The organism is Agrobacterium tumefaciens (genome assembly GCF_031801495.1).
Classification (GTDB): Bacteria; Pseudomonadota; Alphaproteobacteria; order Rhizobiales; family Rhizobiaceae; genus Agrobacterium; species Agrobacterium tumefaciens_K.
The window spans coordinates 1543671-1566671 of the sequence record NZ_JAOEGC010000001.1; the positions used below are offsets into that span (position 1 = coordinate 1543671).

Consider the following 23001-nt stretch of genomic DNA (forward strand, 5'->3'; position numbering starts at 1 on the left):
TCTGGGAATAGAAAATGACACTTTTGGAAAACACGCGAATCCGGACGAAGATTCTTGGGATCATCCTGTTGATGTGCGTCGCGGGGCTTGGGGCGGTGGCCCACATTTCCACGCAATTCAATGCATCCGACAGGGTTTATTTCGACTTCATCAGCAAGGATAACAGGGCTACGGTGGAACTGGCGCGCGCCAACCGCAATCTGGCCGGGCTGGCTTATACTGCCTACCAGATCAAAAATTACGATCCGCAGCACGAGCGTTATCAGGTGATCTACAAGGATTATGCGCCGACGAAGGCTTTCGTGCTGAACCAGCTTTCCGCAGCGGCCACGCTGCTTCCGGAATACACCGAAAAGTTCGACGATTTTCTGGCTCGAGCACGCGTTGTCGTTTCCCTGACGGACGAGGCTGTCGCACTTGCGTCGCGTGGCGAGGCGGATCAGGCAAAAACGACGCTGGAGAAAGCGGATGCGCTCATCATGCCGCTGAGCGACGATCTGGTCGCTTTCCTGCTTGAGAGGATGGCTGAGGTCGAGACGCAGAGCAAAACGCTGACTGCGCATAACGGCAGTCTGATCGCCTATACGCTGGGTGGCGTTGGGATTTTATTCCTCGTCGTCATTGCCGCAGCACTTTTCGTGACGTCTTACGGCATCACCACGCCGATCATGCGTCTTCGCCAGAGCATGCTGTCGCTGACCGCCGGTGATACGGCCTCCGAGATCGAAGGCATGAGCCGAAAGGATGAAGTTGGCGAAATGGCGAAGGCCGTGCAGGTGTTCCGCGAAAACGCCATCGAGCGGGCGCGCCTAGAGCAGGCAACCGAAGCCAACAGGACGCTTTCGGAAAAAGAGCGCATTGAACGCGAAAAGCAGAAGGCACAGGATGCTGCAGACGTGCAGTTCGTCGTCGACAACCTGGCCACCGGTCTGTCGAAACTTTCCGATGGCGATCTGGCTTACCGCATCACGCAGCCCTTCACGCAGAGCCTGGACGCCGTGCGCGGCGATTTCAACCACTCCGCTGAAAAGCTGCAGACGGCGCTTGTGCAGGTGTCGCAGAACGCTCGCGGCATCGATGCCGGGGCTAACGAGATCAAGGCTGCTGCCGATGATCTGGCCAAACGAACGGAGCAGCAGGCCGCTGCCGTCGAAGAAACCGCTGCGGCACTCGAGCAGATCACCACAACGGTGAAAGATTCCTCACGGCGCGCACAGGAAGCCGGTTCGCTGGTTGCGAAAACGCGGCATGAAGCCGAAAAGTCCGGCGAAGTTGTGCGCCGTGCCGTTTTGGCCATGGAAAAGATCGAGAAGTCATCAAGCGAGATTGGGAGCATTATCGGCGTGATCGACGATATTGCGTTCCAGACCAACCTGCTGGCCTTGAACGCGGGCGTTGAGGCGGCGCGTGCCGGTGAAGCTGGCAAGGGTTTTGCGGTCGTCGCGCAGGAGGTTCGCGAACTGGCCCAGCGCTCCGCAAACGCTGCGCGGGAGATCAAGACCTTGATCACCACATCCAACGGACAGGTTCAGGAAGGCGTGGGTCTGGTCGACGACACCGGCAAGGCGCTGGAAAAGATCGTTGTCGAAGTGCAGGAAATCAACCGGCATGTGGCGGCTATCGTGGAATCCGCGCATGAGCAGTCATCCGGACTTCAGCAGATCAATACCGCGGTCAACCAGATGGATCAGGATACGCAGAAGAATGCGGCCATGGTGGAGGAATCCACGGCTGCGAGTCACGGTCTGGCGAGGGAAGTCGCTTCTCTCAACCAGTTGCTCGGTCAGTTCAGGCTCGGCAATCAAACGCATTCTTCGGTAAACCTTGCGCGACCGAATGAACGGCCAGTCGCGTCACCGGCCCGCGCTCTGGGCCGCCGGATCGCTTCGGCGTTCTCCGGCAATGCCGCGCTCGACACAAGCAAGGACGACTGGCAGGAATTCTGACATGCAGGCGTGATACGACACTCTGAACAATCTCCGGGCGCGATCAGCGCCCGGAACCGTCTCGGGGATCAGAAAAACGCCTGAATGCCGGTCTGGGCGCGGCCGAGGATCAGCGCGTGGACGTCGTGCGTGCCCTCATAGGTGTTGACGGTTTCCAGGTTCTGCGCGTGACGCATGACGTGGTACTCGATCTGGATGCCGTTGCCGCCGTGCATGTCGCGGGCCTGACGGGCGATATCCAGCGCCTTGCCGCAATTGTTGCGCTTGATGATGGAGATCATTTCAGGCGCCATGCGGTGCTCGTCCATCAGGCGCCCGACGCGGAGCGATGCCTGAAGGCCGAGCGCGATTTCCGTCTGCATGTCGGCCAGCTTCTTCTGGTAGAGTTGCATGCCAGCCAGCGGCTTGCCGAACTGCTTGCGGTCCAGGCCATACTGGCGTGCCCGATGCCAGCAATCTTCTGCGGCACCCATCACGCCCCAGGAAATGCCGTAGCGGGCGCGGTTGAGGCAGCCGAACGGGCCTTTCAGGCCGGACACATTCGGAAGCAGCGCATCTTCGTCCACTTCGACGCCGTCCATGACGATCTCACCGGTGATGGAGGCGCGCAACGAAAGCTTGCCGCCGATCTTTGGCGCGGAAAGCCCTTTCATGCCCTTTTCCAGCACGAAACCGCGAATTTCGTTGTTGTGCGCCTCCGATTTTGCCCAGACTACGAAAACGTCGGCAATCGGCGCGTTGGAAATCCACATCTTCGAGCCGCGCAGACGATAGCCGCCTTCGATCTTTTCGGCGCGTGTCTTCATGCCGCCGGGGTCGGAACCGGCATCGGGCTCCGTCAGGCCGAAGCAGCCGATCAGTTCGCCCGAAACGAGGCCAGGCAGGTACTTGTCCTTCTGCTCCTCGGAGCCATAGGCGAAGATGGGATGAATGACGAGCGAGGATTGCACGCTCATCATCGAGCGGTAGCCGCTGTCAATCTTTTCCACTTCGCGGGCAACGAGGCCGTAGGCGACATAGCTTGCTTCCGCCGCACCGTATTTTTCAGGCAGGGTCACGCCGAGAAGGCCGGTCTGGCCCATGAGGCGGAAGAGTTCCGGTTCGGAGGTTTCGGAAAGATAGGCTTCCTGCACGCGTGGCAGCAGCTCGGATTTGCCGAAGGCGGCCGCGGTATCGCGGATCATCCTTTCGTCGTCCGTCAGTTGGTCTTCCAGCAGAAAGGGATCCTGCCAATTGAATGCCGCACGTTCGCTCAACTTTATGCCTCCGAAATTGTTGGCCGGATTATTGGTGCTTCGCTGCTGACGCACAAGTTATGTTTACTCATCTTCGCATTACCAGTAGTAATAGGCGATGACCTCGCTTAACCGGAAGCTTCTGCCGTCCACCAGCGCACTTGCTGCGTTCGACTCGGTTGCTCGACTGGGTAGCTTTTCGCTCGCGGCCGATGAGCTGGCGCTGACGCAGGGCGCTATCAGCCGTCAGGTTATGTCGCTGGAAGAGCAGCTTGGTGTCCGTCTGTTCGAGCGCGGTGCGCGCGGCGTGCGCCTGACATCCGAGGGGCAGATTTACGCGAAATCGATTGCCGCAGCCCTCGGAGAAATACGCTCGGCCTCGCTACAGGTCATGACCAAAACGCATGGCAACACGCTCAATCTCGCCATGCTGCCTACCTTCGGCACGCGCTGGCTGTTGCCCCGCATTCCTGATTTTGTCGCCAGCCACCCGGAAATCACCATCAATTTTGCCACCCGCATCGGTCAGTTCGATTTCGAGCGGGAGCAGATCGACATGGCGATCCATATCGGGCAAGCGGACTGGCCGGGGGCGGAGAGCACTTTTTTGATGCAGGAGATGGTGGCGCCCGTGTGCAGCCCGGATTTTCTGAAAAACCATCCGGTGCCAAAGGGCGAGGATCTGGCCACACTTCCGCTGCTGCATATGGCTTCGCGTCCCGGCGCGTGGGACCATTGGTTCCAGAGCCTCGGGTTGACGATCGTGTTGCCGCAGGGCATGCGGTTCGAGCAGTTTTCTAGCGTTGCGCAGGCATGCATCGCCGGGCTTGGCGTTGCCTTGATGCCGCTATTCCTGATCGAGAACGAGCTGAAGTCGAAGCAGCTGGTCAAGGCGTTCGATCACCCGGCGAAGAGTCCCAGTTCCTATTATGCCGTCGCGCCATTGTCGCGCACCGGCCACGGCCCGGTGGTGCTGTTTCGCGACTGGCTGGTGCGTCAGGTGGAAGCCTATCGGGTTTCCAGCGATCCTTCACTGCATAAATAATCGTATTTTCCTGTGGGCTTAGGTGTTCCGGTCCGGTTTTCCCCGGATGCCGACTCGACATGAGGCGATGGGTGGACTATCGTGATTAAACGTTTAATCACATAAGTTTCGGATCGACATGGCTTCTCCACGGCCTGCCACCAACCTGAGCGCGATCGCAGCGGCACTCGGCGTGTCTGCCGCAACCGTGTCCAATGCGTTGTCGGGCAAGGGTCGGGTGTCGGCCGAACTGGTGGAGAAAATCCGCAGGACGGCAAGCGAACTCGGTTATGTGCCCAGCCTCGCGGGCAGGGCGCTTCGTACCGGACGCAGCGGGGTCCTCGGCCTCGTCCTGCCGGATATCGCCAATCCCCTCTTCCCGCAGATCGCGCAGGCGATTGAGAAAGCTGCCGTCGCCGCCGGTTACGGCGTGCTGATCGCCGATAGCCGCGGTGAGATTTCCATGCAGACGGACGCCATCAACCGGCTGATCGAGCGCGGTGTCGACGGCATGGTCATCGTTCCCCGTCGTGGAACGCGCATCGCCAATGTCGACTGTCCCGTAGCGGTCATCGACAGTCCGTCGACCCCTGGCAATACGGTTGCCGCCGATCACTGGCACGGCGGGCAGCAGATCGGCCGGTATCTTGCCGACCTTGGGCATCGCAAGGTGGTCCTGATCGGCAAGAACCGCGATTCCAACGTGCAGAACGACCGGCTTGGCGGCATTCGCGATGGCTTCGGCAAGTCCGGCCTGATCGAGACGGTCTGGATCGACGGGATCGAGGAAAAGAACGGTGCCGGATGCCGTCTTGGTCTTGCCGGCAAGGTGGCGGATGGCTTTACCGCCTTCGCCGCGGTTTCCGACCTTCATGCCCTGCGTGCCTTGACCGAATTGCAGCGCGAAGGCGTCGACGTGCCGGAACAGGCAAGCGTCACCGGTTTCGACGACCTCATCTTTTCCGCCGTGGTGACCCCGCCTTTGACCACGATGCGCATGGATATGGTGCGTATCGCCGATCTTGCCATCGATGCGCTGCTGCGCGTCATCGACGGCGAGGAGGGCGAAGCCGTTTCCGTGGCCAGCGATATTTCCAAGGTGCCGATGGAGCTGATTGTTCGCGCCTCCACCGGCAACGCATCGCATAAAGCAACTGAAGCCAAAAACACGACAGCAGGAGAACTCACGCCATGAAAAAGATCATTCTTGCATCGGGCACCGCCCTGATGCTGACGATGGGCGCCGCACAGGCGCAGGACAAGACCCTGACGATTTCCGTCTATGCCTTTGCGCAGGACGAATTCAAGGAACTGGTCTACACCCCGTTCGAAGCCAAGTGCGGCTGCAAGCTGGTCGTGGAAACCGGCAACAGCGTCGAGCGTCTGGCCAAGATGGAAGCCAACAAGGCCAATCCGGTCGTTGATCTCGCCATTGTCTCCATGGCGGATGCTCTCTCTGCCGCCCGCAAGGATTTGATCCAGAAGATCGATGCCAGCAAGGTTCCGAGCATCGCGAACCTCTATGACATCGCCAAGGATCCGAACGGCGACGGCATGAGCGTCGGTGTGAACTTCTACGCCACCTCCATCGTCTACCGCACCGACAAGATGAAGATCGATAGCTGGGCCGATCTCCTCAAGGACGGTATCGTCGATCACGTCGCCTTCCCGAACGTTACCACCAACCAGGGTCCGCCGGCACTCTACATGCTCGGCAAGGCCATCGGCAAGGATACGCCGGATCTCGCCGGCGCGATCGAGGCCGTGGGTGAAAAGAAGGACGATATCGTCACCTTCTACGTAAAGTCCTCTCAGCTCGTGCAGCTGATGCAGCAGGAAGAAATCTGGGCGGCACCGATCGGCCGCTTCTCCTGGGCGCCTTTCACCAAGCTTGACCTGCCTCTGGCATGGGCAACGCCGAAGGAAGGCCAGACCGGCGGCATGAACGTGCTGGTCGTGCCGAAGGGCACGAAGAACGAAGACCTTGCGTTGCAGTTCATGGATTTCTGGCTCTCCACCGACGTCCAGAAGGCGCTGGCCGAAAAGCTGGTCGACAGCCCGACCAACAAGGAGGTCAAGGTGTCCGACGAAGTGGCCAACAACATCACCTACGGCGATGAGACGGCAAAGAGTCTCCAGCTCATTCCGTCGGACGTGACGCTCGACAACCGCGACAAGTGGCTGTCGGAATGGAATGCCAAGGTCGGTCAGTAAGCCGCCGTCAATCTCGCGTTACGGAGCGGGTGGTTCCGGGCATTTGGCTCGAGAACCACACTGTTCCCGGAAAAGCGGTTCGGTCGTCCCCAGCCGCTTTTCCACAATATCCAAGCGGAAGCTGGCTCTCCGGCCTCCATCACCACCGGTGAGCGTCCGCGCTGCCGTTCAGGGAATAAGTGAATGTTTCAGAACCGGGCCGAAGCGCTGGCGCTTGCATTGCCCGCGGCTGTTTTCGCAGCGGCGGTCTTTCTTGTGCCGGTGTTCATGCTGCTGTCGGAAGGGTTTCGCACCGCCGATGGGTGGACGCTTTCCGCCTATGCCGCCTTCTTTTCCGAACCGCTCAACCAGACCGTTTTCCTGCGCACGCTGAAACTCGGCGCAATCGTCACGGTGGTGTCGGCGGTCATCGGATATGCGGCCGCTTTCGCCATCGTCAATCTGCCGCCCGGTTCCAAGGGTCATGTCGTCAATCTCGTCGTTCTGCCGCTTATGATCTCGCCGGTGGCGCGCACCTATGCGTGGATCGTCATTCTGGGGCGTACCGGCATCGTCAATCAGGCGCTTCAGGCGGTTGGCCTCAGCGATGCGCCGATCCGCATCCTGTTTTCCGAAACGGCGGTCTTCATCGGCCTGCTCCAGCTTTTCCTGCCGCTGATGGTGATTTCGCTCATCAGCGCGCTTGAGAACATGCCGAAGGATACGATTGCGGCGGCCCGCGTGCTGGGCGCCAATTGGTTTCAGGTGTTCTGGAAAGTTATTCTGCCGCTGACGCGGGAAGGGCTGGTGGTTGGCGGAACGCTGGTCTTCACCGGTTCGCTGACCGCCTACATCACCCCCGCCATTCTTGGCGGCTCCAAGGTTCTGATGCTGGAAACGCTGCTTTACCAGCAGGTCACTGTGTCCAACAATTTCGTGGCCGCCAGCGTCATCGCCTTCATCCTCATCGTCATGAGCTTTGCCGCCAATATCCTGCTGAAGCGCATCGCCACCGCAAGGAACAAGAAATGACCCGGCAGCTCTTCATTCCGCTCACGCTTCTTCTGGTGATCGGCTTCCTGATCGGGCCGTTCCTCATCATCGTCGCCGCGTCCTTCTCGGCGGGCGATACGCTTGCCTTTCCGCCGCAAGGCTTTTCGCTGAAATGGATCGCCAAGGTCTTTACGGTGGAAAGCTTCCGGGAAAGTTTCGCCATGTCGATGTTCCTTGCCATCGGCGGCACATTCACGGCGCTCATCCTCGGCATTCCGGCGGCTTACGCCATGTCGCGCTACAAGCTGCCGTTTTCCGAAACGGTGCGCACTATTGTCTCAGCACCGATCATCGTGCCGGGTATCATCGTCGGTCTGGCGCTGTTGCGTTACTTCGTCGTGCCCTTCGGCATCGGCATCTCGCTGGCGCTGTTTCTGGCGCATACGGCGCTGATCCTGCCCTATGCGGTCAGGGTCGTGTCCGCCAGCCTCAACAACCTGCGCTCCGATATCGAGGAAGCCGCCGTGCTGCTCGGTTCATCGCGTCTCGGCGCGTTTTTCCGCGTAGTTTTGCCGAATATCCGCGGCGGCATCCTGTCTGCCTTCATCCTCGGTTTCGTGACGAGTTTCAATCAGGTGCCGGTGTCGCTGTTCCTGTCGGGTCCCGGCGTGCGCACCCTGCCCATCGACATGCTGGGCTACATGGAAATCGTCTTCGATCCGTCCGTGGCAGCGCTTTCCTCGCTGCTCGCCTTCCTCTCCATCGGCATCGTTTTCATGGCCGAACGTTTCCTGGGGTTCTCCCGTTATGTCTGACGCAAATTATCTCTCGCTTCAAAAAATGTCGCTGGCATATGGCAGCAATATCGCCGTCAAGGATCTCGACCTCGATATCCGCAAGGGTGAGCTTCTGGCGCTGCTCGGCCCTTCCGGCTGCGGCAAGACGACGACCATGCGCGCCATTGCCGGCTTGATGCCGGTGGCGGGCGGTCGTATCGATCTGGATGGTGTGGATATTACCCGTGTTGCCGCCAACAAGCGTGCCGTCGGTTTGGTGTTCCAGTCCTATGCGCTGTTCCCGCATCTCTCGGTCTATGAAAACGTCGCTTTCGGCCTCAAGCTCAAGGGCATGAACGGCAAGGCGCTGGACGACAAGGTTGCTTCCGGCCTGAAGTCGGTCGGCCTGTCCAGCTTCGCCTCGCGCAAGCCTGCGGAGCTTTCCGGCGGCCAGCAGCAGCGCGTGGCGCTGGCGCGTTCCATGGTGATGGAGCCGAAGGTACTGTTGCTTGACGAGCCGCTGTCGAACCTCGATGCGCGTCTGCGCCTTGAAATGCGCACCGAACTGCAGCGCGTGCAGAAGGAAACCGGCGTGACGATGATCTTCGTCACCCACGACCAGATCGAGGCTCTGGCGCTTGCCGACCGGATTGTCGTCATGAAGGGCGGCAAGATCGAGCAGATCGGTACGCCGGAAGAGATCTACAACGCACCTGTTTCGTCCTTCGTGGCGGATTTCGTCGGCTTCGAGAATATCTTCGCGCTGGAAAACGGCGCGCTGAAAACCGCAAACGGTGCGACACAGCTTACCGGACCAGTCCCTTCAGCATCCGGACTGGCCTGGCGGCCGCGCATGGTAACCCTCGGTTCAGGTCCTTTCGAGGGAACCGTGCGCGGCACATCCTTTGCTGGAAACACGCGTGAATATCTCCTGGATACACCGCTTGGTCCCATCAAGGCGGAAACCGACGCGGCGCTGACCGCCCATGCCATCGGTGATCGCCTTGCCTTCGACCTGCCGGTCGAAAAAGCCGCCAGTCTCAAGGTGTTCAACTGACCATGGGTGTATGGATCGATACCGACATGGGCTTCGACGATATCGCCGCCATCATGGTGGTCGATGCCGCCGGGCTTGAGATCGACGGCGTTTCTCTGGTCTTCGGCAATGCGACGCTGAACGACGTCTGCCGCAATGCCGCCGGTGCCGTGGCTGCCTTCGGCTGGACGTTTCCGATCCATAAGGGCCGCGAGCAGCCGGTGTTCGGTGCGCTCGAAACCGCGCAGTCGATTCTCGGCGATAGCGGTATTCCGACCGTTGGCCTTTCGCTGCCCGATGCAGACGCCCTGCCTGACAGCAATGCCTTTCTCGCCTTGTGCGACTGGCTGGCGGATGGTGCCGGTGAAAAGCGCATTCTGGCGCTTGGGCCGCTGACCAATATCGCTGCACTCTGCCTTGCGCGTCCCGATCTTGCCGCGAAGATTTCCGACCTCACATGGATGGGCGGCGGCGTCACCTCCGGCAATCATACGGCGTCCGCCGAATTCAACGCCTTTGCCGACCCGGAAGCGGTTGCCATCGTGCTGTCGCAGGGTCTGCCGTTGCGCATGGTCGATCTCGATACCTGCCGCAAGGTTCTGACATCGCCTGCTGAGGTGCTGCCTATCCGCAATGCCGGGGGCAAGAACGCGGCGTTGATCGCCGATCTGCTGGAAGGTTTCATCAATATAGCCATCAGTCGCGGCAGGCCCGCCATGTCGCTTTACGATCCGGTTGCCGCCGTTGCCTTCACCTCCGGCCTGATCGGCTGGCGGCATGCGCGCATCGATGTGGAAACCGCCGCGACGCTGACGCGGGGACGGACGGTCGTGGAAACACGGACCGGCAAGACTGAAGCGTTCAATGCGCATTTCGCCGAAACGGTCGAAGCGGATGCCACGAAGGCTACAATCCTCGAGGCGCTGCGCCGGGAGGCCGCCCGATGAGTGGCGCAGCTTTCACGCCGGAACCGGCCGATCTGGACCACGAATCCCTGCGCACCCGCGCCGTCGCCGCGGCAAGAGGCGACGCCCCTTTCGATATCCTCATCACCGGCGGAACGCTGGTCGATGTCGTGACCGGCGAACTGCGCGCTGCCGATATCGGTGTCGTCGGTTCTCTGTTTGCCAGCGTTCATGCGCCCGCCAGCCGTAATGACGCTGACCGCACCATCGATGCTGCCGGTGCCTATGTTTCGCCGGGCCTGATCGACACCCACATGCATATCGAAAGCTCGATGATAACGCCTGCGGCCTATGCTGCGGCTGTTGTCGCACGTGGCGTCACCACCGTCGTCTGGGACCCGCATGAGTTCGGCAACGTGCATGGTGTCGATGGCGTCCGCTGGGCTGCAAAAGCCATTGAAAACCTGCCTTTGCGCGCCGTTCTTCTCGCGCCGTCTTCGGTGCCATCCGCGCCGGGGCTGGAACGCGCCGGTGCCGATTTCGATGCCGCCGTGCTTGCCGATATGCTGGCCTGGCCGCAGATCGGCGGCGTTGCGGAAATCATGAACATGCGCGGCGTCATTGAGCGCGATCCGCATATGAGCGGCATTGTGCAGGCGGGGCTGTCCTCCGGCAAGCTGCTGTGCGGCCATGCACGCGGCCTCAAAGGTGCCGACCTCAACGCCTTCATGACGGCGGGCGTTTCCTCCGACCACGAACTGGTGTCGGCCGATGATCTGATGGAGAAGCTGCGGGCTGGATTGACCATCGAGCTGCGCGGTTCGCACGACCATCTGCTGCCGGAATTCGTGGTCGCGCTGAATGCGCTCGGCCATCTGCCGCAGACGGTGACGCTCTGCACCGACGATGTATTTCCCGACGATCTGGTCAATGGCGGCGGTCTGGATGATGTGGTGCGCCGTCTGGTGCGTTACGGGCTGAAGCCGGAATGGGTGCTGCGCGCCGCGACGCTGAATGCCGCGCAACGCCTCGGTCGGTCTGACCTCGGCCTCATTGCTGCGGGTCGTCGCGCCGACATCGTCGTGTTTGAGGATCTGGGCAGCTTTACTGCCCGCCACGTTCTAGCCAGTGGCAAACCAGTCGCGGAAAAGGGCGTTATGCTGGCAGCCGTTCCCGCTTGCGATACGGCAGCGCTCGAAGGCTCTATGAAGCTGCCATTGCGCAAGCCGGATGATTTTCGCGTGGCATCGACTGGAAGTCGCGTGCGTCTGGCCACCATCGACCGCCCTCGTTTCACCCAATGGGGCGAAGTGGAAGCGGATGTGCAGGACGGTTTCGTTGTTCCGCCGGACGGGGCGACGATGATTTCCGTGACCCACCGTCACGGCAAGGCGGAAGCCGTCACGAGAACCGGTTTCCTGACGGGTTGGGGCAAATGGAACGGTGCCTTCGCCACAACGGTCGCGCATGACAGCCACAACCTCACGGTCTTCGGCGGCAATGCCGAGGATATGGCAATTGCCGCCAATGCGGTGATCGAGGCGGGCGGTGGCATGGCGGCTGTTTCGAACGGTAAGGTAACTGCGCTGCTTACCCTTCCGCTCTCCGGCCTCGTATCCGATGCGCCGCTGGAGGAGGTAGCAAAAGCCTTCGAACATTTGCGTGCCGCTGTCGGCGATATCGTGGAATGGCAGCCGCCTTACCTCGTTTTCAAGGCATGTTTCGGCGCAACGCTTGCCTGCAACATCGGCCCCCACCAGACGGACATGGGCATCGCCGATGTGCTGACTGGCGCGGTGATGGAAAGTCCGGTGATTGCGGTGATCGAATAACAGTGGCCCGCGATCTGCGGGCTGCGATTTATTCCACCTTGGGCCCGTCAGGCGTCTGTGTTTCACGCGCGGCAATGCGCGCTGCCATCACGAAATTCTTCACCACGGGCGATGTCGTTCCGCGCCGATAGGCGAGCGATATGGAAAGCTGTGGCGGCGGGCCGCTGGAGGGCAGCAGGACGATGTTCTGCATTTTGACCTGGGCGACGGATTCCGGAACGAGGGAAACCCCGAGTTCGGCCGCGACCAGCGACAATATCGAGACGATTTGCGGTGCAGCCGGCCCGAGACGCGGCGTGAATCCAGCCTCCTCGCAGGCTTTTATCGACGCATCGTGAAGGCTGGTGCCGATGCTGCGTGGCGTCAGAATGAAAGGGTCGTCGCGCAGTTCTATCAGGTCTATGGCGGTTCCGCGCCGCGCCAGTGGATGGGATGCAGGCAGGGCGACCAGAAGCGGTTCGTCAGTGAGTACTTCCTCGAGCAACGTATCAGGGTCGGATTGTGAGGGGCGCAGCAGCGCCACGTCCAGCCGATCTTCAAGCAGGGCTGGTGTCAGCGCGAGAGCGGCTGCCTCCATCACCTGAAGTTCTACGTCTGGGTATCTGCGTCTGTAAGTGCGAATGCAGGCCGGAACCAGAGGATTGAGCGCTGCAGTACCGGTAACGCCTATTCTCAGGATACCGGTTTCACCGGCCGCCGCCCTGCGTGCAAGCCGGATACCTTCGCTCACCTGATGCGGAACGTTTTCCACGGCGGCGCGAAAGGCGTGCCCTGCCGGTGTCAGTTCGGCGCCGTGGGAGAGACGGCGAAACAGCCGTGTGCCGATTTCCTGCTCCAGAACCTTGATCTGCTGGCTGAGAGGCGGTTGGGCGATGCCAAGCTGCTCGGCGGCGCGCGTGAAGCTTCCCTCACTTGCGATAGCCAGAAAATAACGGATGTGCCGCAGCTCCATGATATTAGATCCAGATATGATGTCAGCGTCATCCATATATTAGATTGAAGAAGCGCGATGCGCTATGGGTAAGTCCGAAAAGGACAAACCCGATGCGCCAGCTCAAAAAACAGGACTTCACACCGCCCGTTGTCATGACGGAGGACCCTCCGGACGTGCTCTGGATAAAACACGGAAGCAGCCAGTTTCGCCACGCGAGCTGGGCGCTGTTTCTGGCGGGCTTCGCCAGCTTCTCGCTGATCTACTGCGTTCAGCCGCTGCTGCCTGAATTCCCCGCGGAATTCGGCATCAACCCCGCCACGGCATCGCTCGCTTTGTCGCTGACGACGGGAACGCTTGCATTCGCCATTCTTCTCAGCGGAGCCTTCGCTCAGCTCTTCACCCGCCGCCGTCTGATGTTCACATCGATGACGCTTGCGGCAATCTGCAATCTCATCGCCGCCAGTACGCAAGGCTGGGGCTGGCTGCTTGCCGCCCGCGCGCTGGAAGGCTTCATGCTCGGCGGCGTTCCCGCTGTCGCCATGGCCTATCTTGCCGAGGAGATCGAGCCTTCCAGTCTCGGCAAGGCGATGGGGCTTTATGTCGGCGGCACGGCCTTCGGCTCCATGGCGGGACGTGTCGGCATGGGGCTGGTGTCCGCCTATACGTCCTGGCAGGTGGCGATGTATGCGTTGGGAGCGGTCTGCATTCTCGCGGCAATCGGTTTCGTGCTGCTGCTGCCGCCGTCCCGGAACTTCCGGCCGCAGCGCATGCGGCTCACCGCGCATCTGAAAATCTGGCGGCAACACCTTCAAAACCCGGAGCTTTTGCAATTCTACATCATCGGCGCTATGCTCACGAGCGTTTTCACGACCGTCTTCAATTACTGTGCGTTTCGCCTTGTCGAGCCGCCTTACTCGCTTGGCCGCACGGCGGTCAGCATGATCTTCCTGACCTTCGCGCTGGGGATTTTCGCATCGTCTTATGGTGGTGCGCTTGTCGACCGTTTCAGCCGGCGCATCATGCTGCTCGTTGCCTTCTTTACCATCCTTGCCGGCATCGTGCTGACGTTTTCGTCCAGCATCGTGGTCATCGTGGCGGGCATTGCAGCCATCACGGTCGGGTTCTTCATCGGCCATTCGGCCGCCAGCAGCGGCGTCGGCGCGAACGCCGGTTCTGCCAAAAGCCACGCCTCTGCGCTCTATCTCCTGTTTTATTATTGTGGGGCAAGCATCACCGGCTGGGCTGGCGGCTGGTTCTGGATCCATGCTGGATGGCCGGGTATCATGGCCATCACGTCGGGCTGCGCGCTGATCGGTCTTATTGCCAGCCTGCGCCGTTCCGGCGCGACAAAGCCCCGGATAATCTGATCGCTTCGGATCGCGTTTATTCCGCTGAGAGTTCCTGTTCCACCAGTGTCGCCCAGAAGGCGACGCCGGAGATGATTGAACCGTCGTTGAAGTCGTAGGAGGTGTTGTGGTGCAGTGCGCCATCCACCGCCGGGCCGTTGCCGAGCCATACGTAGCAGCCGGGTGCCTCGCCAGCAAAAAACGCGAAATCATCGCCTGCCGTGGAAGGCGGGAAGGTTGTGCGCGCCTTGTTGCCGAATACGGATTTTGCTGCCCGCAGCGCCCGTTTCGTGGCATCGGCGTTGTTGATGACCGGCGGAATGCGGCGGATGAATTCGTATTTCGCCTCGATACAGAACATCGCGGCCGTTCCCTTCGCCAGCCTGCCGATTTCCTCTTCCAGCTGGTTGCGAACATCCGAGGCATAGGCGCGGGCCGTGCCACCAATCTCCACGACATCGGGAATCACATTCAACGCTTTGGGGTCGCCCGCCTGCACGGAACAGGCACTGACCACGGCGGGCTGCAAAGGGTCGACCACACGGCCGACGATTGTCTGGAGGGAGGCGAGAAAGGTGCCAGCCGCCGTCACCGGATCGCGACCGAGATGCGGTTTGGCGCCGTGCGTTCCAACACCCTTGAAGGTCACGCGCCAGCTGTCCGAGGAGGCAAGCTGCGGACCTTCGACAACGGCCATCTCGTCGGTCGCCAGCCCCGGCATGTTGTGCAGACCATAGACGGCATCGCAGGGGAAAAGCTCGAAAAGCCCGTCTTCCACCATCTTCTTCGCGCCGCCGCGTCCCTCTTCGGCGGGCTGAAAGATGAAATGCACGGTGCCGGAAAAATCGCGGGTCCTGGCAAGATAACGGGCCGCGCCGAGCAGCATGGACGTGTGGCCGTCGTGGCCGCAGGCATGCATCTTGCCTGGAAATTTCGACTTGTAGGGACGGTCGGAGACTTCCGGCATGGCCAGCGCGTCCATATCGGCCCGAAGACCGATTGAGCGTGTACCGTTGCCAACCTGTAGCGTGCCGACGACGCCGGTGCCGCCCAGACCGCGATGCACCTTCAGTCCTGCCCGTTCGAGAAGGTCCGCGACGATGGCGCTCGTTCTTTCCTCTTCGAAGCCGAGTTCCGGATGAGCGTGCAGGTCACGGCGCAGCTCCGTCAGAAATGGCAAATCCTCGCCGATCCGGTCCAGCAGTCTCATGGCAGGTTATCCTTGAATATGAGGAAAGGCCGCGCCATAGGTGGGCCTCTCCGAACGCATGTTGCTCCACGTCTTTCTAGCCCAAAGAGCATTCGAAATGAACCCGCATGCATGTCTTCGGTTGTTGAAATACAGGTATATGCTGGGCGTGACCGGTTTCAATGGAAGCTGACGCGCCCGCAGGACAAGGAAAGACCGATGCAGCCTTCCATTCTGCCCCACGAATTCTGGCAGGACATTCTTGAGCCCGGCACATGCGAAACGACTGGTACGCATTCGGCATTCTTTCCGGCTGAACTTCAGGACGGACGGCAGATCCGCCTGCCGATTCGCCCGCTTGCCGATGGCGAACACGCGCTGGCGTCGCTGATCGTCAATCAGGCGTCCTTCGAGGTCGTCGAGGCGCTGGCTGCCGATCTTGCCGGGAAGCTGCGGCCGTTCCAGCCGGAGGTGGTGGTGGGACTTCCGACACTCGGGCTGACGCTGGCCTCTGCCGTCGCCCGTCATCTCGGACACAGTCGTTACGTGCCGCTCGGCACGTCGCGCAAATTCTGGTATCTGGATGAGCTGTCGGTGCCGATGTCTTCCATCACCACCAGACAGGAAAAACGGCTCTATATCGACCCGCGCATGCTACCGCTCCTTGAAAACCGCCGTGTTGCTCTGGTGGATGACGTGATCTCCAGCGGTACATCCATCATCGCCGGTCTGTCGTTGCTGTCCGCTTCCGGAATCGAGCCGGTCGTGGTCGGCGCAGCGATGCTGCAGTCGGATCGCTGGCGGGAAAAACTGGCTGCGGCAGGCCCACAATGGCCGGAACGCGTTCGCGGTGTTTTTGCGACGCCGATTCTCAGAAAAACCGAGGGCGAATGGCAGGCTTGACGATCCTCAAGATCGGCGCTGATTAAAGTGTGATAATTTCAACGCCGTCTGTTTTCCGTCTTGCGAAGCTTCGAAAGATCGTCCTAAGATTGTCTCCGACAGACTATGAGCGCCGTCAGCATCTGCTGCGGTTGCTTTTCGCGCGGTGTCATTCCGGCGTCTGCCGTCCCCATCTTATCGCTACCGGTTTATTTGGAATTTCCTCCCATGCATGCAGTTTTCGACGGTCATAATGATGTGCTGCTTCGGTTGTGGCGCAACAGCAAGGCCGGTGCTGACCCGGTGGTGGAATTCCGCGATGGAACACGTGAAGGCCATATCGATGCGCCGCGTTCGCGGGCCGGAGGTCTGGCTGGCGGCATCTGCGCCATCTACATTCCGTCTGGCGATCTCATCCTTCAGGAACCGGACGAAAACGGCCATTACGTAACGCCGCTCGCCGCCCCGCTGGAGCGTCAGCCCTCGCTTGATGTTGCCATCGAGAAGGCCGCCATCGCCCTGCGGCTGGATCAGGCCGGTGCGTGGAAGCTCTGCCGCTCGACGGCGGATATCCGTAAGGCCATGGCCGACAACATCTTCGCCGCCGTGCTGCACATGGAAGGTTGCGAGCCCATCGGCCCCGATCTCGATGCGCTGGAAGTGTTTTATGCTGCCGGTCTGCGGTCGCTCGGTCCGGTCTGGAGCCGCCACAATGTTTTCGGTCACGGCGTTCCCTTCGCTTATCCCATGTCGCCGGATACCGCGCCGGGCCTGACAGATGCCGGTTTTGAACTGGTGAAGCGTTGCAATAAGCTCGGCATTCTCATCGATCTCGCGCATATCACCGAAAAAGGTTTCTGGGATGTGGCCAGGACCACCGATCAGCCGCTGATCGCCAGCCATTCGAACGTCCACGCCCTCACGCCGGTTGCCCGCAACCTCACCGACAGGCAGATGGATGCGATCAAGGAGAGCAGGGGGCTGGTCGGCCTGAACTATGCCGTGACGATGCTTCGCCCCGACGCTCGCGACGATGCCAACACGCCGCTGTCGGATATGGTGAAGCACATCGACTACATGGTCGAGCGTATGGGCATCGATTGCGTGGCGCTCGGCTCGGACTTCGACGGCGCCACCGTGCCGGTCGGCATCGCCGATGCAAGCGGCAATCACAATCTGGTTGCGGCGCTGAAATCGGCGGGCTACGGTGATGATGACCTAGCGAAAATCTGCCGGGAAAACTGGCTGCGCGTCCTATCCCAGGCATGGCACGAAGCCGCCTGAAACCGAGTGAAATCAATCCAATAACAAAAGGGGAGATCTTATGATCAAATCGCTCAACAAATCCATGCGCATTCTCGGCACCAGCGCGGCGCTGTCGCTGCTGATGCTCTCTGCTCCACAGGCTTTTGCCGCAACGCCAGCCGATACGCTGGTCGAAGGCTTCGCCATCGACGATATCATCTCGCTCGATCCGGGTGAGGCGTTCGAGCTCTCTGCAGCCGAAGTCACCGGCAACACCTACAGCAAGCTGGTTTCCATCGACCTCAACGACACCTCCAAGGTTGTCGGCGATCTGGCCGAAAGCTGGACGACCTCCGAAGATGGCCTGACCTATACCTTCAAGCTGAAGTCCGGCCTGAAGTTCGCTTCCGGTAACCCGATCACGGCTGAAGACGTCGCGTTCTCGTTCGAGCGCGCCGTCAAGCTCGACAAGTCGCCTGCATTCCTGCTGACGCAGTTCGGCCTCAACGGCGATAACGTCACGGAAAAGGCAAAGGCGTCGGATGAGAGCACTTTCGTTCTGACGGTCGACAAACCATACGCACCGAGCTTCGTGCTGAACGTGCTGACGGCAACCGTTGCCGCCGTGGTGGACAAGAAGCTCGTCACCGAGAAGGCGCAGCCCGTTACCCCGAGCGCCGATTACAAATACGATAACGATTTTGGCAATGCGTTCCTGAAGACCGGTTACGCGGGCTCCGGCCCGTACAAGATTCTCGGCTGGAAGGCCAACGAGGCTGTCATTCTGGAAGCCAACCCGAACTACTATGGCGAAGCGCCGAAGCTGAAGCGCGTTGTCTACCGTCACATGAAGGAGAGCTCCGGCCAGCGCCTGGCGCTTGAGAACGGCGACATCGACGTTGCCCGCAACCTCGAGCCGGGTGACATGGAAGCCGTTTCCAAGAAGGAAGGCCTGGCCGTGACCTCCGCGCCGAAGGGTACCGTCTATTACTTCAGCCTCAACCAGAAGAACGAGAACCTGAAGAAGCCGGAAGTCGTCGAGGCGTTCAAATACCTCGTGGACTACGATGCGATTGGCGCGACGCTCATCAAGGGCATCGGCGAAATCCACCAGACGTTCCTGCCGAAGGGCCAGCTCGGCGCGCTTGACGAGAACCCCTACAAGCTTGACGTCGCCAAGGCCAAGGAACTGCTGGCGAAGGCTGGTCTGAAGGATGGCTTCACCGTCACCATGGACGTGCGCAACACGCAGCCGGTCACCGGCATTGCCGAAAGCGTGCAGCAGACGCTGGCACAGGCTGGCATCAAGCTGGAAATCATTCCCGGCGACGGCAAGCAGACGCTGACCAAGTACCGCGCCCGCACGCACGACATCTACATCGGCCAGTGGGGTTCGGACTACTTCGATCCGAACTCGAACGCGGAAACCTTCACGATCAACTACGACAACTCCGACGAAGGCAAGAACAAGACGCTTGCTTGGCGTAATGCCTGGGATGTTCCGGATCTGACCAAGGAAACGCAGTCCGCGCTTCTGGAGAAGGACAGCGCCAAGCGTGCCAAGATCTATGAAGACCTTCAGAAGAAGGTTCTGGAAACGGGTCCGTTCGTCGTGATCTTCCAGCAGACCGAAGTGGCTGGTTACTCCGCGAAGCTGAAGGGTCTGAAGCTCGGGCCGAGCTTCGACACCAACTTCGTCTACACGATTTCCAAGGAATAGTCCGGCTGGACCGGTCCCTTGGGTATCGTTGAATGAGTACCGTTGAAGCGAACACCAGGGCGAGGCGGCGCGGCAAAAGCCGCGCCAACGCCCGCCTGAAAGCCGTTCTCGGCTTTGCACTCACCGTCATCACCACCTTTCTGGGGTTGCTGGCGGTGACCTTTTTCATTGGCCGTGTCGTTCCCATCGACCCGGCGCTGGCTATCGTCGGTGACCGTGCCCCCGCCCATGTGGTGGAAAGGGTGCGCGAACAGCTCGGCCTCAACCTGCCGCTCTGGCAGCAGTTCTTTATCTATCTGAAACAGGCACTTTCGGGCGATTTCGGAATCTCCGTCCTCACCACCAATCCGGTGATGGAAGACATCAAACGCGTTTTTCCGGCAACCATCGAGCTTGCCACGCTCGGTACCATCATCGGTGCGGTCTTCGGCATTCCGCTCGGCGTTCTCGCCGCCGTCAAGCGCGGCAGCATTGCCGACCAGATCGTCCGCGTCATCGGCTTGATCGGATATTCCGTGCCGATCTTCTGGCTCGGCCTTCTGGCGTTGCTGGTGTTTTATGCGCGCCTGCAATGGGTGGCCTATCCGGGGCGCATGGATATCGTCTACGAATTCTCCTTCACGCCTGTCACCGGCTTCTTCATGATCGACGCGATCTGGCAGCGGCAATGGGACGTGCTGTGGGATCTGTTCCGCCACATCATCCTGCCCGCCTGCCTGCTCGGTTACTTCTCGTTGGCCTATATCAGCCGTATGACTCGTTCCTTCATGCTGAACGAGCTGAGCCAGGAATATATCGTCGCGGCCCGCGCCAAGGGTCTGTCGGAAACCCGTATCATCTGGTTCCATGCACTGCGCAATGCCGCCGTGCCGCTGGTGACGGTGATCGCGCTTTCCTACGCCGGTCTGCTGGAAGGTTCGGTATTGACCGAAACCATCTTCGCCTGGCCGGGGCTCGGGCTTTACATCACCAATTCCCTGCAGAATGCGGATATGAATGCCGTTCTCGGCGGCACGATCGTGATTGGCGCCATTTTCGTCGGCATCAATCTTTTCTCCGATCTGCTTTACAGGACGCTTGATCCAAGGACGCGAAGCCGATGACGACTTCGACCGAAACATTGAAACCATACAGCCGGGCATGGCTGCTTTCAGACCGCCCGGCCTCGCGCAAACAGGCACGGCTCGGCCGCGCCTATGTCATCTGGCGGCGGTTTTCCGAAAACCGTCTGGCGCTTCTCGGCCTCGGCATCATTCTCGCCCTGCTGTTCGTCGCGCTGTTTGCCGATGTGCTGGCGCCGCACAATCCGGTGCAGGGCGATCTGCGAAATTCTCGGCTTCTGCCGCCCGGCACGGCCGGTTACTGGCTCGGCACGGACGATCAAGGCCGCGATATTCTCTCGCGTCTCATTCACGGCTCGCGGCTGACCCTGTTCGTCGTGCTTCTGGTGGCGGTCATCGCTGCGCCCGTCGGGCTGATCGTCGGAACCGTCTCCGGTTACGCCGGCGGCTGGGTGGATGCATTCCTGATGCGCATCACCGACATTTTCCTTGCCTTCCCGAAGCTCGTTCTGGCGCTGGCGCTGGTGGCGGCGCTCGGACCCGGCATTGAAAACGCGGTGCTTGCCATCGCGCTTACCTCATGGCCGCCTTACGCCCGTATCGCGCGCGCAGAGACGATGACCTTCCGCAACTCGGACTTCATCGCTGCGGTGAAACTCATGGGCGCATCGCCGCTGCGCATCGTGATGAAACACGTCATGCCGCTCTGCCTGTCGTCGCTCATCGTGCGTGTCACGCTGGATATGGCGGGGATCATCCTCACCGCTGCCGGTCTTGGTTTCCTTGGCCTTGGCGCACAGCCGCCGCTTCCAGAATGGGGCGCGATGATCGCTTCCGGGCGTCGTTTCATTCTCGACCAGTGGTGGGTAGCGGCCATGCCGGGTGCCGCGATCCTGATCGTCAGCCTCGGTTTCAACCTGCTTGGCGATGGTCTGCGCGACGCACTGGACCCCAAGGAGGCGGGCCAATGAGTGTACCGCTTCTCACCGTCGAAAACCTGCGCGTCAGCTTCCCCACCCGCACCGGGCTGGTGGAAGCGGTGCGTGGTGTTTCCTTTACGCTCGGACGTGAGCGTCTCGGCATCGTTGGCGAGTCCGGTTCCGGCAAATCGCAGACCGGCCGCGCGATCATGGGGCTGACGCCGAAGGCAGCGCGCATTGAGGCCGATGCGCTGCGTTTCGGTGATATCGATCTGCTGAATGTTTCTGCAAGGGAACGCCGCATCATGCGCGGCAAGCGCATGGCGATGATCCTGCAGGACCCGAAATATTCGCTGAACCCGGTCATGACCATCGGTCGCCAGATCATGGAAACGCTGCGCACGCATGAGAATATCGGCTCGTCTGCAGCGCGCAAGCGTGCACTCGACATGCTGGAAGCGGTGCAGATCCGCGATCCCGAACGCGTGTTCGACCTTTATCCGCATGAAGTATCCGGCGGCATGGGCCAGCGCGTCATGATCGCCATGATGCTGGTCTGCGGCCCGGAACTTCTGATTGCCGATGAGCCGACCTCGGCGCTGGACGTGACGGTGCAGCTCGAAGTGCTCGACATTCTCGACAAGCTGGTGCGCGATCGCGGCATGGGGCTGATTTTCGTGAGCCACGATCTGCGTCTAGTCTCTTCGTTCTGCGACCGCGTTCTGGTCATGTACGCGGGCAAGGTCGTGGAAGAACTTGCGTCGGCCAATCTGAAGGAAGCAAAGCATCCCTATACGCAAGGTCTGCTGAACTGCCTGCCGGAAATCGGCGGACACCGGCATCCGCTGCCCGTTCTGGATCGCAAGCCGGAGTGGCGCGCATGACGACAGTTCTTTCCGTTAAAGAAATGGTCGTTGATTTCGACGGCTATCTTGCGCTCGATCACGTCAGCATCGATGTGGCGCAGGGCGAATCCTTCGGCATCGTCGGTGAATCCGGCTCCGGCAAATCGACGCTTTTGCGCGCTGTTGCCGGTCTGAACCACTTCGAAAGCGGCACATTGATGGTGGAGGGACGCTCCTACACTGGCAAGCGCCGCGACAAGAGCTTTTACCGCGATGTGCAGATGGTGTTTCAGGATCCTTACGGTTCCCTGCATCCGCGCCAGACGGTGGACGCCCTGCTGCTCGAACCGCTGCTGATCCACGGCCTCGACAATAAAGAGCAGCGCATTGCGCGGGCACTGGACGAGGTAGGGCTGGGTTCCGGTTTCCGCTTTCGTTATTCGCATCAGCTTTCCGGCGGCCAGCGTCAGCGCATCGCCATAGCCCGTGCCCTGATCGTCGAACCGAAAGTGCTTCTGCTGGATGAGCCGACGTCGGCGCTGGACGCTTCCATCCAGGCCGAAATCCTCAACCTGCTGGAACAGGCGCGCAAGGATCGTAATCTGACCTTCGTCATGGTCAGCCACGATCTCGGCGTCATCAGCCACATGTGCGACCGTCTGGCTGTGATGAAAAGCGGCACGGTGGTGGAAATGCTGGCGGCGGAAGCGCTGGAAAGCCGCAATTTTACCGCGGATTATACGCGGCAATTGCTGGTGGCGAGCGAAGGCTTCAAACGCGATTGATGCGTGACGGTGACGTTGCTACAAACGCCCTAATTCCCGTGCTCGTCACAGGAATCCAGCTGCCGCACGTCCGTGTGGCAAAAGGACTTTTTCAGCCCAAAGACTTGGGCTGACTGGATCCCTGTGACAGGCAC

At 60.5% G+C, this 23001-nt stretch carries 20 protein-coding genes; 17 read left to right on the plus strand and 3 right to left on the minus strand.

Annotation, left to right across the window (positions count from 1 at the left end; translation table 11 throughout):
- The first annotated feature begins 14 nt into the window (after nt 1–14).
- Entirely contained in the window at nt 15–1946 is a 1932-nt protein-coding gene (locus N7578_RS07230; RefSeq protein WP_311109598.1) for a methyl-accepting chemotaxis protein, read from the plus strand.
- A gap of 68 nt (nt 1947–2014) precedes the next feature.
- Here the strand turns inward: N7578_RS07230 and N7578_RS07235 are convergent, their stop codons facing one another.
- A complete protein-coding gene (locus N7578_RS07235; RefSeq protein ID WP_311109599.1) occupies nt 2015–3202 on the minus strand; it encodes an acyl-CoA dehydrogenase in 1188 nt (395 codons plus the stop codon).
- A gap of 97 nt (nt 3203–3299) precedes the next feature.
- On the opposite strand from N7578_RS07235, the gene N7578_RS07240 reads away from it, so the two are divergent.
- The 8 genes from N7578_RS07240 to N7578_RS07275 all read left to right on the plus strand — a co-directional run bounded on the left by N7578_RS07240 (nt 3300) and on the right by N7578_RS07275 (nt 11940).
- Complete coding sequence (locus N7578_RS07240; RefSeq protein ID WP_311109600.1) at nt 3300–4226, plus strand: LysR family transcriptional regulator; 927 nt, start codon at nt 3300–3302, stop codon at nt 4224–4226.
- A gap of 118 nt (nt 4227–4344) precedes the next feature.
- Entirely contained in the window at nt 4345–5400 is a 1056-nt protein-coding gene (locus tag N7578_RS07245) for a LacI family DNA-binding transcriptional regulator (RefSeq protein WP_311109601.1), read from the plus strand.
- Entirely contained in the window at nt 5397–6419 is a 1023-nt protein-coding gene (locus tag N7578_RS07250) for an ABC transporter substrate-binding protein (protein WP_311109602.1), read from the plus strand. Before N7578_RS07245 ends, N7578_RS07250 begins: the two co-directional genes overlap by 4 nt.
- 183 nt (nt 6420–6602) lie before the next feature.
- Nucleotides 6603–7430, plus strand: a complete 828-nt coding sequence (locus N7578_RS07255) for an ABC transporter permease (protein ID WP_311109603.1) — start codon at nt 6603–6605, stop codon at nt 7428–7430.
- Nucleotides 7427–8206, plus strand: a complete 780-nt coding sequence (locus tag N7578_RS07260; protein ID WP_311109604.1) for an ABC transporter permease — start codon at nt 7427–7429, stop codon at nt 8204–8206. Before N7578_RS07255 ends, N7578_RS07260 begins: the two co-directional genes overlap by 4 nt.
- The gene (locus N7578_RS07265) at nt 8199–9224 is read left to right on the plus strand and encodes an ABC transporter ATP-binding protein (RefSeq protein WP_311109605.1); all 1026 of its coding nucleotides are present in this window, start codon (nt 8199–8201) and stop codon (nt 9222–9224) included. Before N7578_RS07260 ends, N7578_RS07265 begins: the two co-directional genes overlap by 8 nt.
- Nucleotides 9225–9226: 2 nt before the next feature.
- Entirely contained in the window at nt 9227–10150 is a 924-nt protein-coding gene (locus tag N7578_RS07270; RefSeq protein WP_311109606.1) for a nucleoside hydrolase, read from the plus strand.
- On the plus strand, nt 10147–11940 hold the full coding sequence (locus N7578_RS07275) for an adenine deaminase (RefSeq protein ID WP_311109607.1): 1794 nt from the start codon (nt 10147–10149) through the stop codon (nt 11938–11940). Before N7578_RS07270 ends, N7578_RS07275 begins: the two co-directional genes overlap by 4 nt.
- A gap of 28 nt (nt 11941–11968) precedes the next feature.
- On the opposite strand, the gene N7578_RS07280 is transcribed toward N7578_RS07275, so the two are convergent.
- Nucleotides 11969–12892: a LysR family transcriptional regulator gene (locus tag N7578_RS07280; protein WP_311109608.1), complete on the minus strand. Its 924-nt coding sequence runs from the start codon at nt 12890–12892 to the stop codon at nt 11969–11971.
- Between the two features lie 92 nt (nt 12893–12984).
- Here N7578_RS07280 and N7578_RS07285 point away from each other — a divergent pair, with 92 nt between their 5' ends.
- Nucleotides 12985–14241, plus strand: a complete 1257-nt coding sequence (locus N7578_RS07285) for an MFS transporter (protein WP_311109609.1) — start codon at nt 12985–12987, stop codon at nt 14239–14241.
- 16 nt (nt 14242–14257) lie between these two features.
- Here N7578_RS07285 and N7578_RS07290 read toward each other — a convergent pair whose 3' ends face one another.
- Nucleotides 14258–15430, minus strand: coding sequence for a M20 aminoacylase family protein (locus N7578_RS07290; RefSeq protein ID WP_311109610.1), 1173 nt, complete (start codon nt 15428–15430; stop codon nt 14258–14260).
- Between the two features lie 198 nt (nt 15431–15628).
- Between N7578_RS07290 and N7578_RS07295 the strand changes: the two genes are divergently transcribed.
- From N7578_RS07295 to N7578_RS07325, 7 genes are all read left to right on the plus strand, one after another.
- Nucleotides 15629–16312, plus strand: coding sequence for a phosphoribosyltransferase (locus N7578_RS07295; protein WP_311109611.1), 684 nt, complete (start codon nt 15629–15631; stop codon nt 16310–16312).
- A gap of 207 nt (nt 16313–16519) precedes the next feature.
- Nucleotides 16520–17575, plus strand: a complete 1056-nt coding sequence (locus tag N7578_RS07300; RefSeq protein WP_311109612.1) for a dipeptidase — start codon at nt 16520–16522, stop codon at nt 17573–17575.
- Between the two features lie 40 nt (nt 17576–17615).
- Nucleotides 17616–19256, plus strand: coding sequence for an ABC transporter substrate-binding protein (locus N7578_RS07305; protein ID WP_311109613.1), 1641 nt, complete (start codon nt 17616–17618; stop codon nt 19254–19256).
- A gap of 32 nt (nt 19257–19288) precedes the next feature.
- Nucleotides 19289–20359 (plus strand): ABC transporter permease, encoded by a 1071-nt coding sequence (locus tag N7578_RS07310; RefSeq protein WP_311109614.1) that lies wholly within the window; start codon nt 19289–19291, stop codon nt 20357–20359.
- Nucleotides 20356–21288 (plus strand): nickel transporter permease, encoded by a 933-nt coding sequence (gene nikC, locus N7578_RS07315; protein ID WP_311109615.1) that lies wholly within the window; start codon nt 20356–20358, stop codon nt 21286–21288. Before N7578_RS07310 ends, nikC begins: the two co-directional genes overlap by 4 nt.
- The gene (locus tag N7578_RS07320) at nt 21285–22121 is read left to right on the plus strand and encodes an ABC transporter ATP-binding protein (protein WP_311109616.1); all 837 of its coding nucleotides are present in this window, start codon (nt 21285–21287) and stop codon (nt 22119–22121) included. Before nikC ends, N7578_RS07320 begins: the two co-directional genes overlap by 4 nt.
- Entirely contained in the window at nt 22118–22867 is a 750-nt protein-coding gene (locus tag N7578_RS07325; protein WP_311109617.1) for an ABC transporter ATP-binding protein, read from the plus strand. Before N7578_RS07320 ends, N7578_RS07325 begins: the two co-directional genes overlap by 4 nt.
- Nucleotides 22868–23001 lie beyond the last annotated feature (134 nt).

Excerpts from the sequence above, each read along its gene's own strand:
- N7578_RS07230 (WP_311109598.1), top strand. The coding sequence starts at position 15 with ATGACACTTTTGGAAAACACGCGAATCCGGACGAAGATTCTTGGGATC.
- N7578_RS07240 (WP_311109600.1), top strand. The coding sequence starts at position 3,300 with ATGACCTCGCTTAACCGGAAGCTTCTGCCGTCCACCAGCGCACTTGCT.
- N7578_RS07245 (WP_311109601.1), top strand. The coding sequence starts at position 4,345 with ATGGCTTCTCCACGGCCTGCCACCAACCTGAGCGCGATCGCAGCGGCA.
- N7578_RS07250 (WP_311109602.1), top strand. The coding sequence starts at position 5,397 with ATGAAAAAGATCATTCTTGCATCGGGCACCGCCCTGATGCTGACGATG.
- N7578_RS07255 (WP_311109603.1), top strand. The coding sequence starts at position 6,603 with ATGTTTCAGAACCGGGCCGAAGCGCTGGCGCTTGCATTGCCCGCGGCT.
- N7578_RS07260 (WP_311109604.1), top strand. The coding sequence starts at position 7,427 with ATGACCCGGCAGCTCTTCATTCCGCTCACGCTTCTTCTGGTGATCGGC.
- N7578_RS07265 (WP_311109605.1), top strand. The coding sequence starts at position 8,199 with ATGTCTGACGCAAATTATCTCTCGCTTCAAAAAATGTCGCTGGCATAT.
- N7578_RS07270 (WP_311109606.1), top strand. The coding sequence starts at position 9,227 with ATGGGTGTATGGATCGATACCGACATGGGCTTCGACGATATCGCCGCC.
- N7578_RS07275 (WP_311109607.1), top strand. The coding sequence starts at position 10,147 with ATGAGTGGCGCAGCTTTCACGCCGGAACCGGCCGATCTGGACCACGAA.
- N7578_RS07280 (WP_311109608.1), bottom strand. The coding sequence starts at position 12,892 with ATGGAGCTGCGGCACATCCGTTATTTTCTGGCTATCGCAAGTGAGGGA.
- N7578_RS07285 (WP_311109609.1), top strand. The coding sequence starts at position 12,985 with ATGCGCCAGCTCAAAAAACAGGACTTCACACCGCCCGTTGTCATGACG.
- N7578_RS07290 (WP_311109610.1), bottom strand. The coding sequence starts at position 15,430 with ATGAGACTGCTGGACCGGATCGGCGAGGATTTGCCATTTCTGACGGAG.
- N7578_RS07295 (WP_311109611.1), top strand. The coding sequence starts at position 15,629 with ATGCAGCCTTCCATTCTGCCCCACGAATTCTGGCAGGACATTCTTGAG.
- N7578_RS07300 (WP_311109612.1), top strand. The coding sequence starts at position 16,520 with ATGCATGCAGTTTTCGACGGTCATAATGATGTGCTGCTTCGGTTGTGG.
- N7578_RS07305 (WP_311109613.1), top strand. The coding sequence starts at position 17,616 with ATGATCAAATCGCTCAACAAATCCATGCGCATTCTCGGCACCAGCGCG.
- N7578_RS07310 (WP_311109614.1), top strand. The coding sequence starts at position 19,289 with ATGAGTACCGTTGAAGCGAACACCAGGGCGAGGCGGCGCGGCAAAAGC.
- nikC (WP_311109615.1), top strand. The coding sequence starts at position 20,356 with ATGACGACTTCGACCGAAACATTGAAACCATACAGCCGGGCATGGCTG.
- N7578_RS07320 (WP_311109616.1), top strand. The coding sequence starts at position 21,285 with ATGAGTGTACCGCTTCTCACCGTCGAAAACCTGCGCGTCAGCTTCCCC.
- N7578_RS07325 (WP_311109617.1), top strand. The coding sequence starts at position 22,118 with ATGACGACAGTTCTTTCCGTTAAAGAAATGGTCGTTGATTTCGACGGC.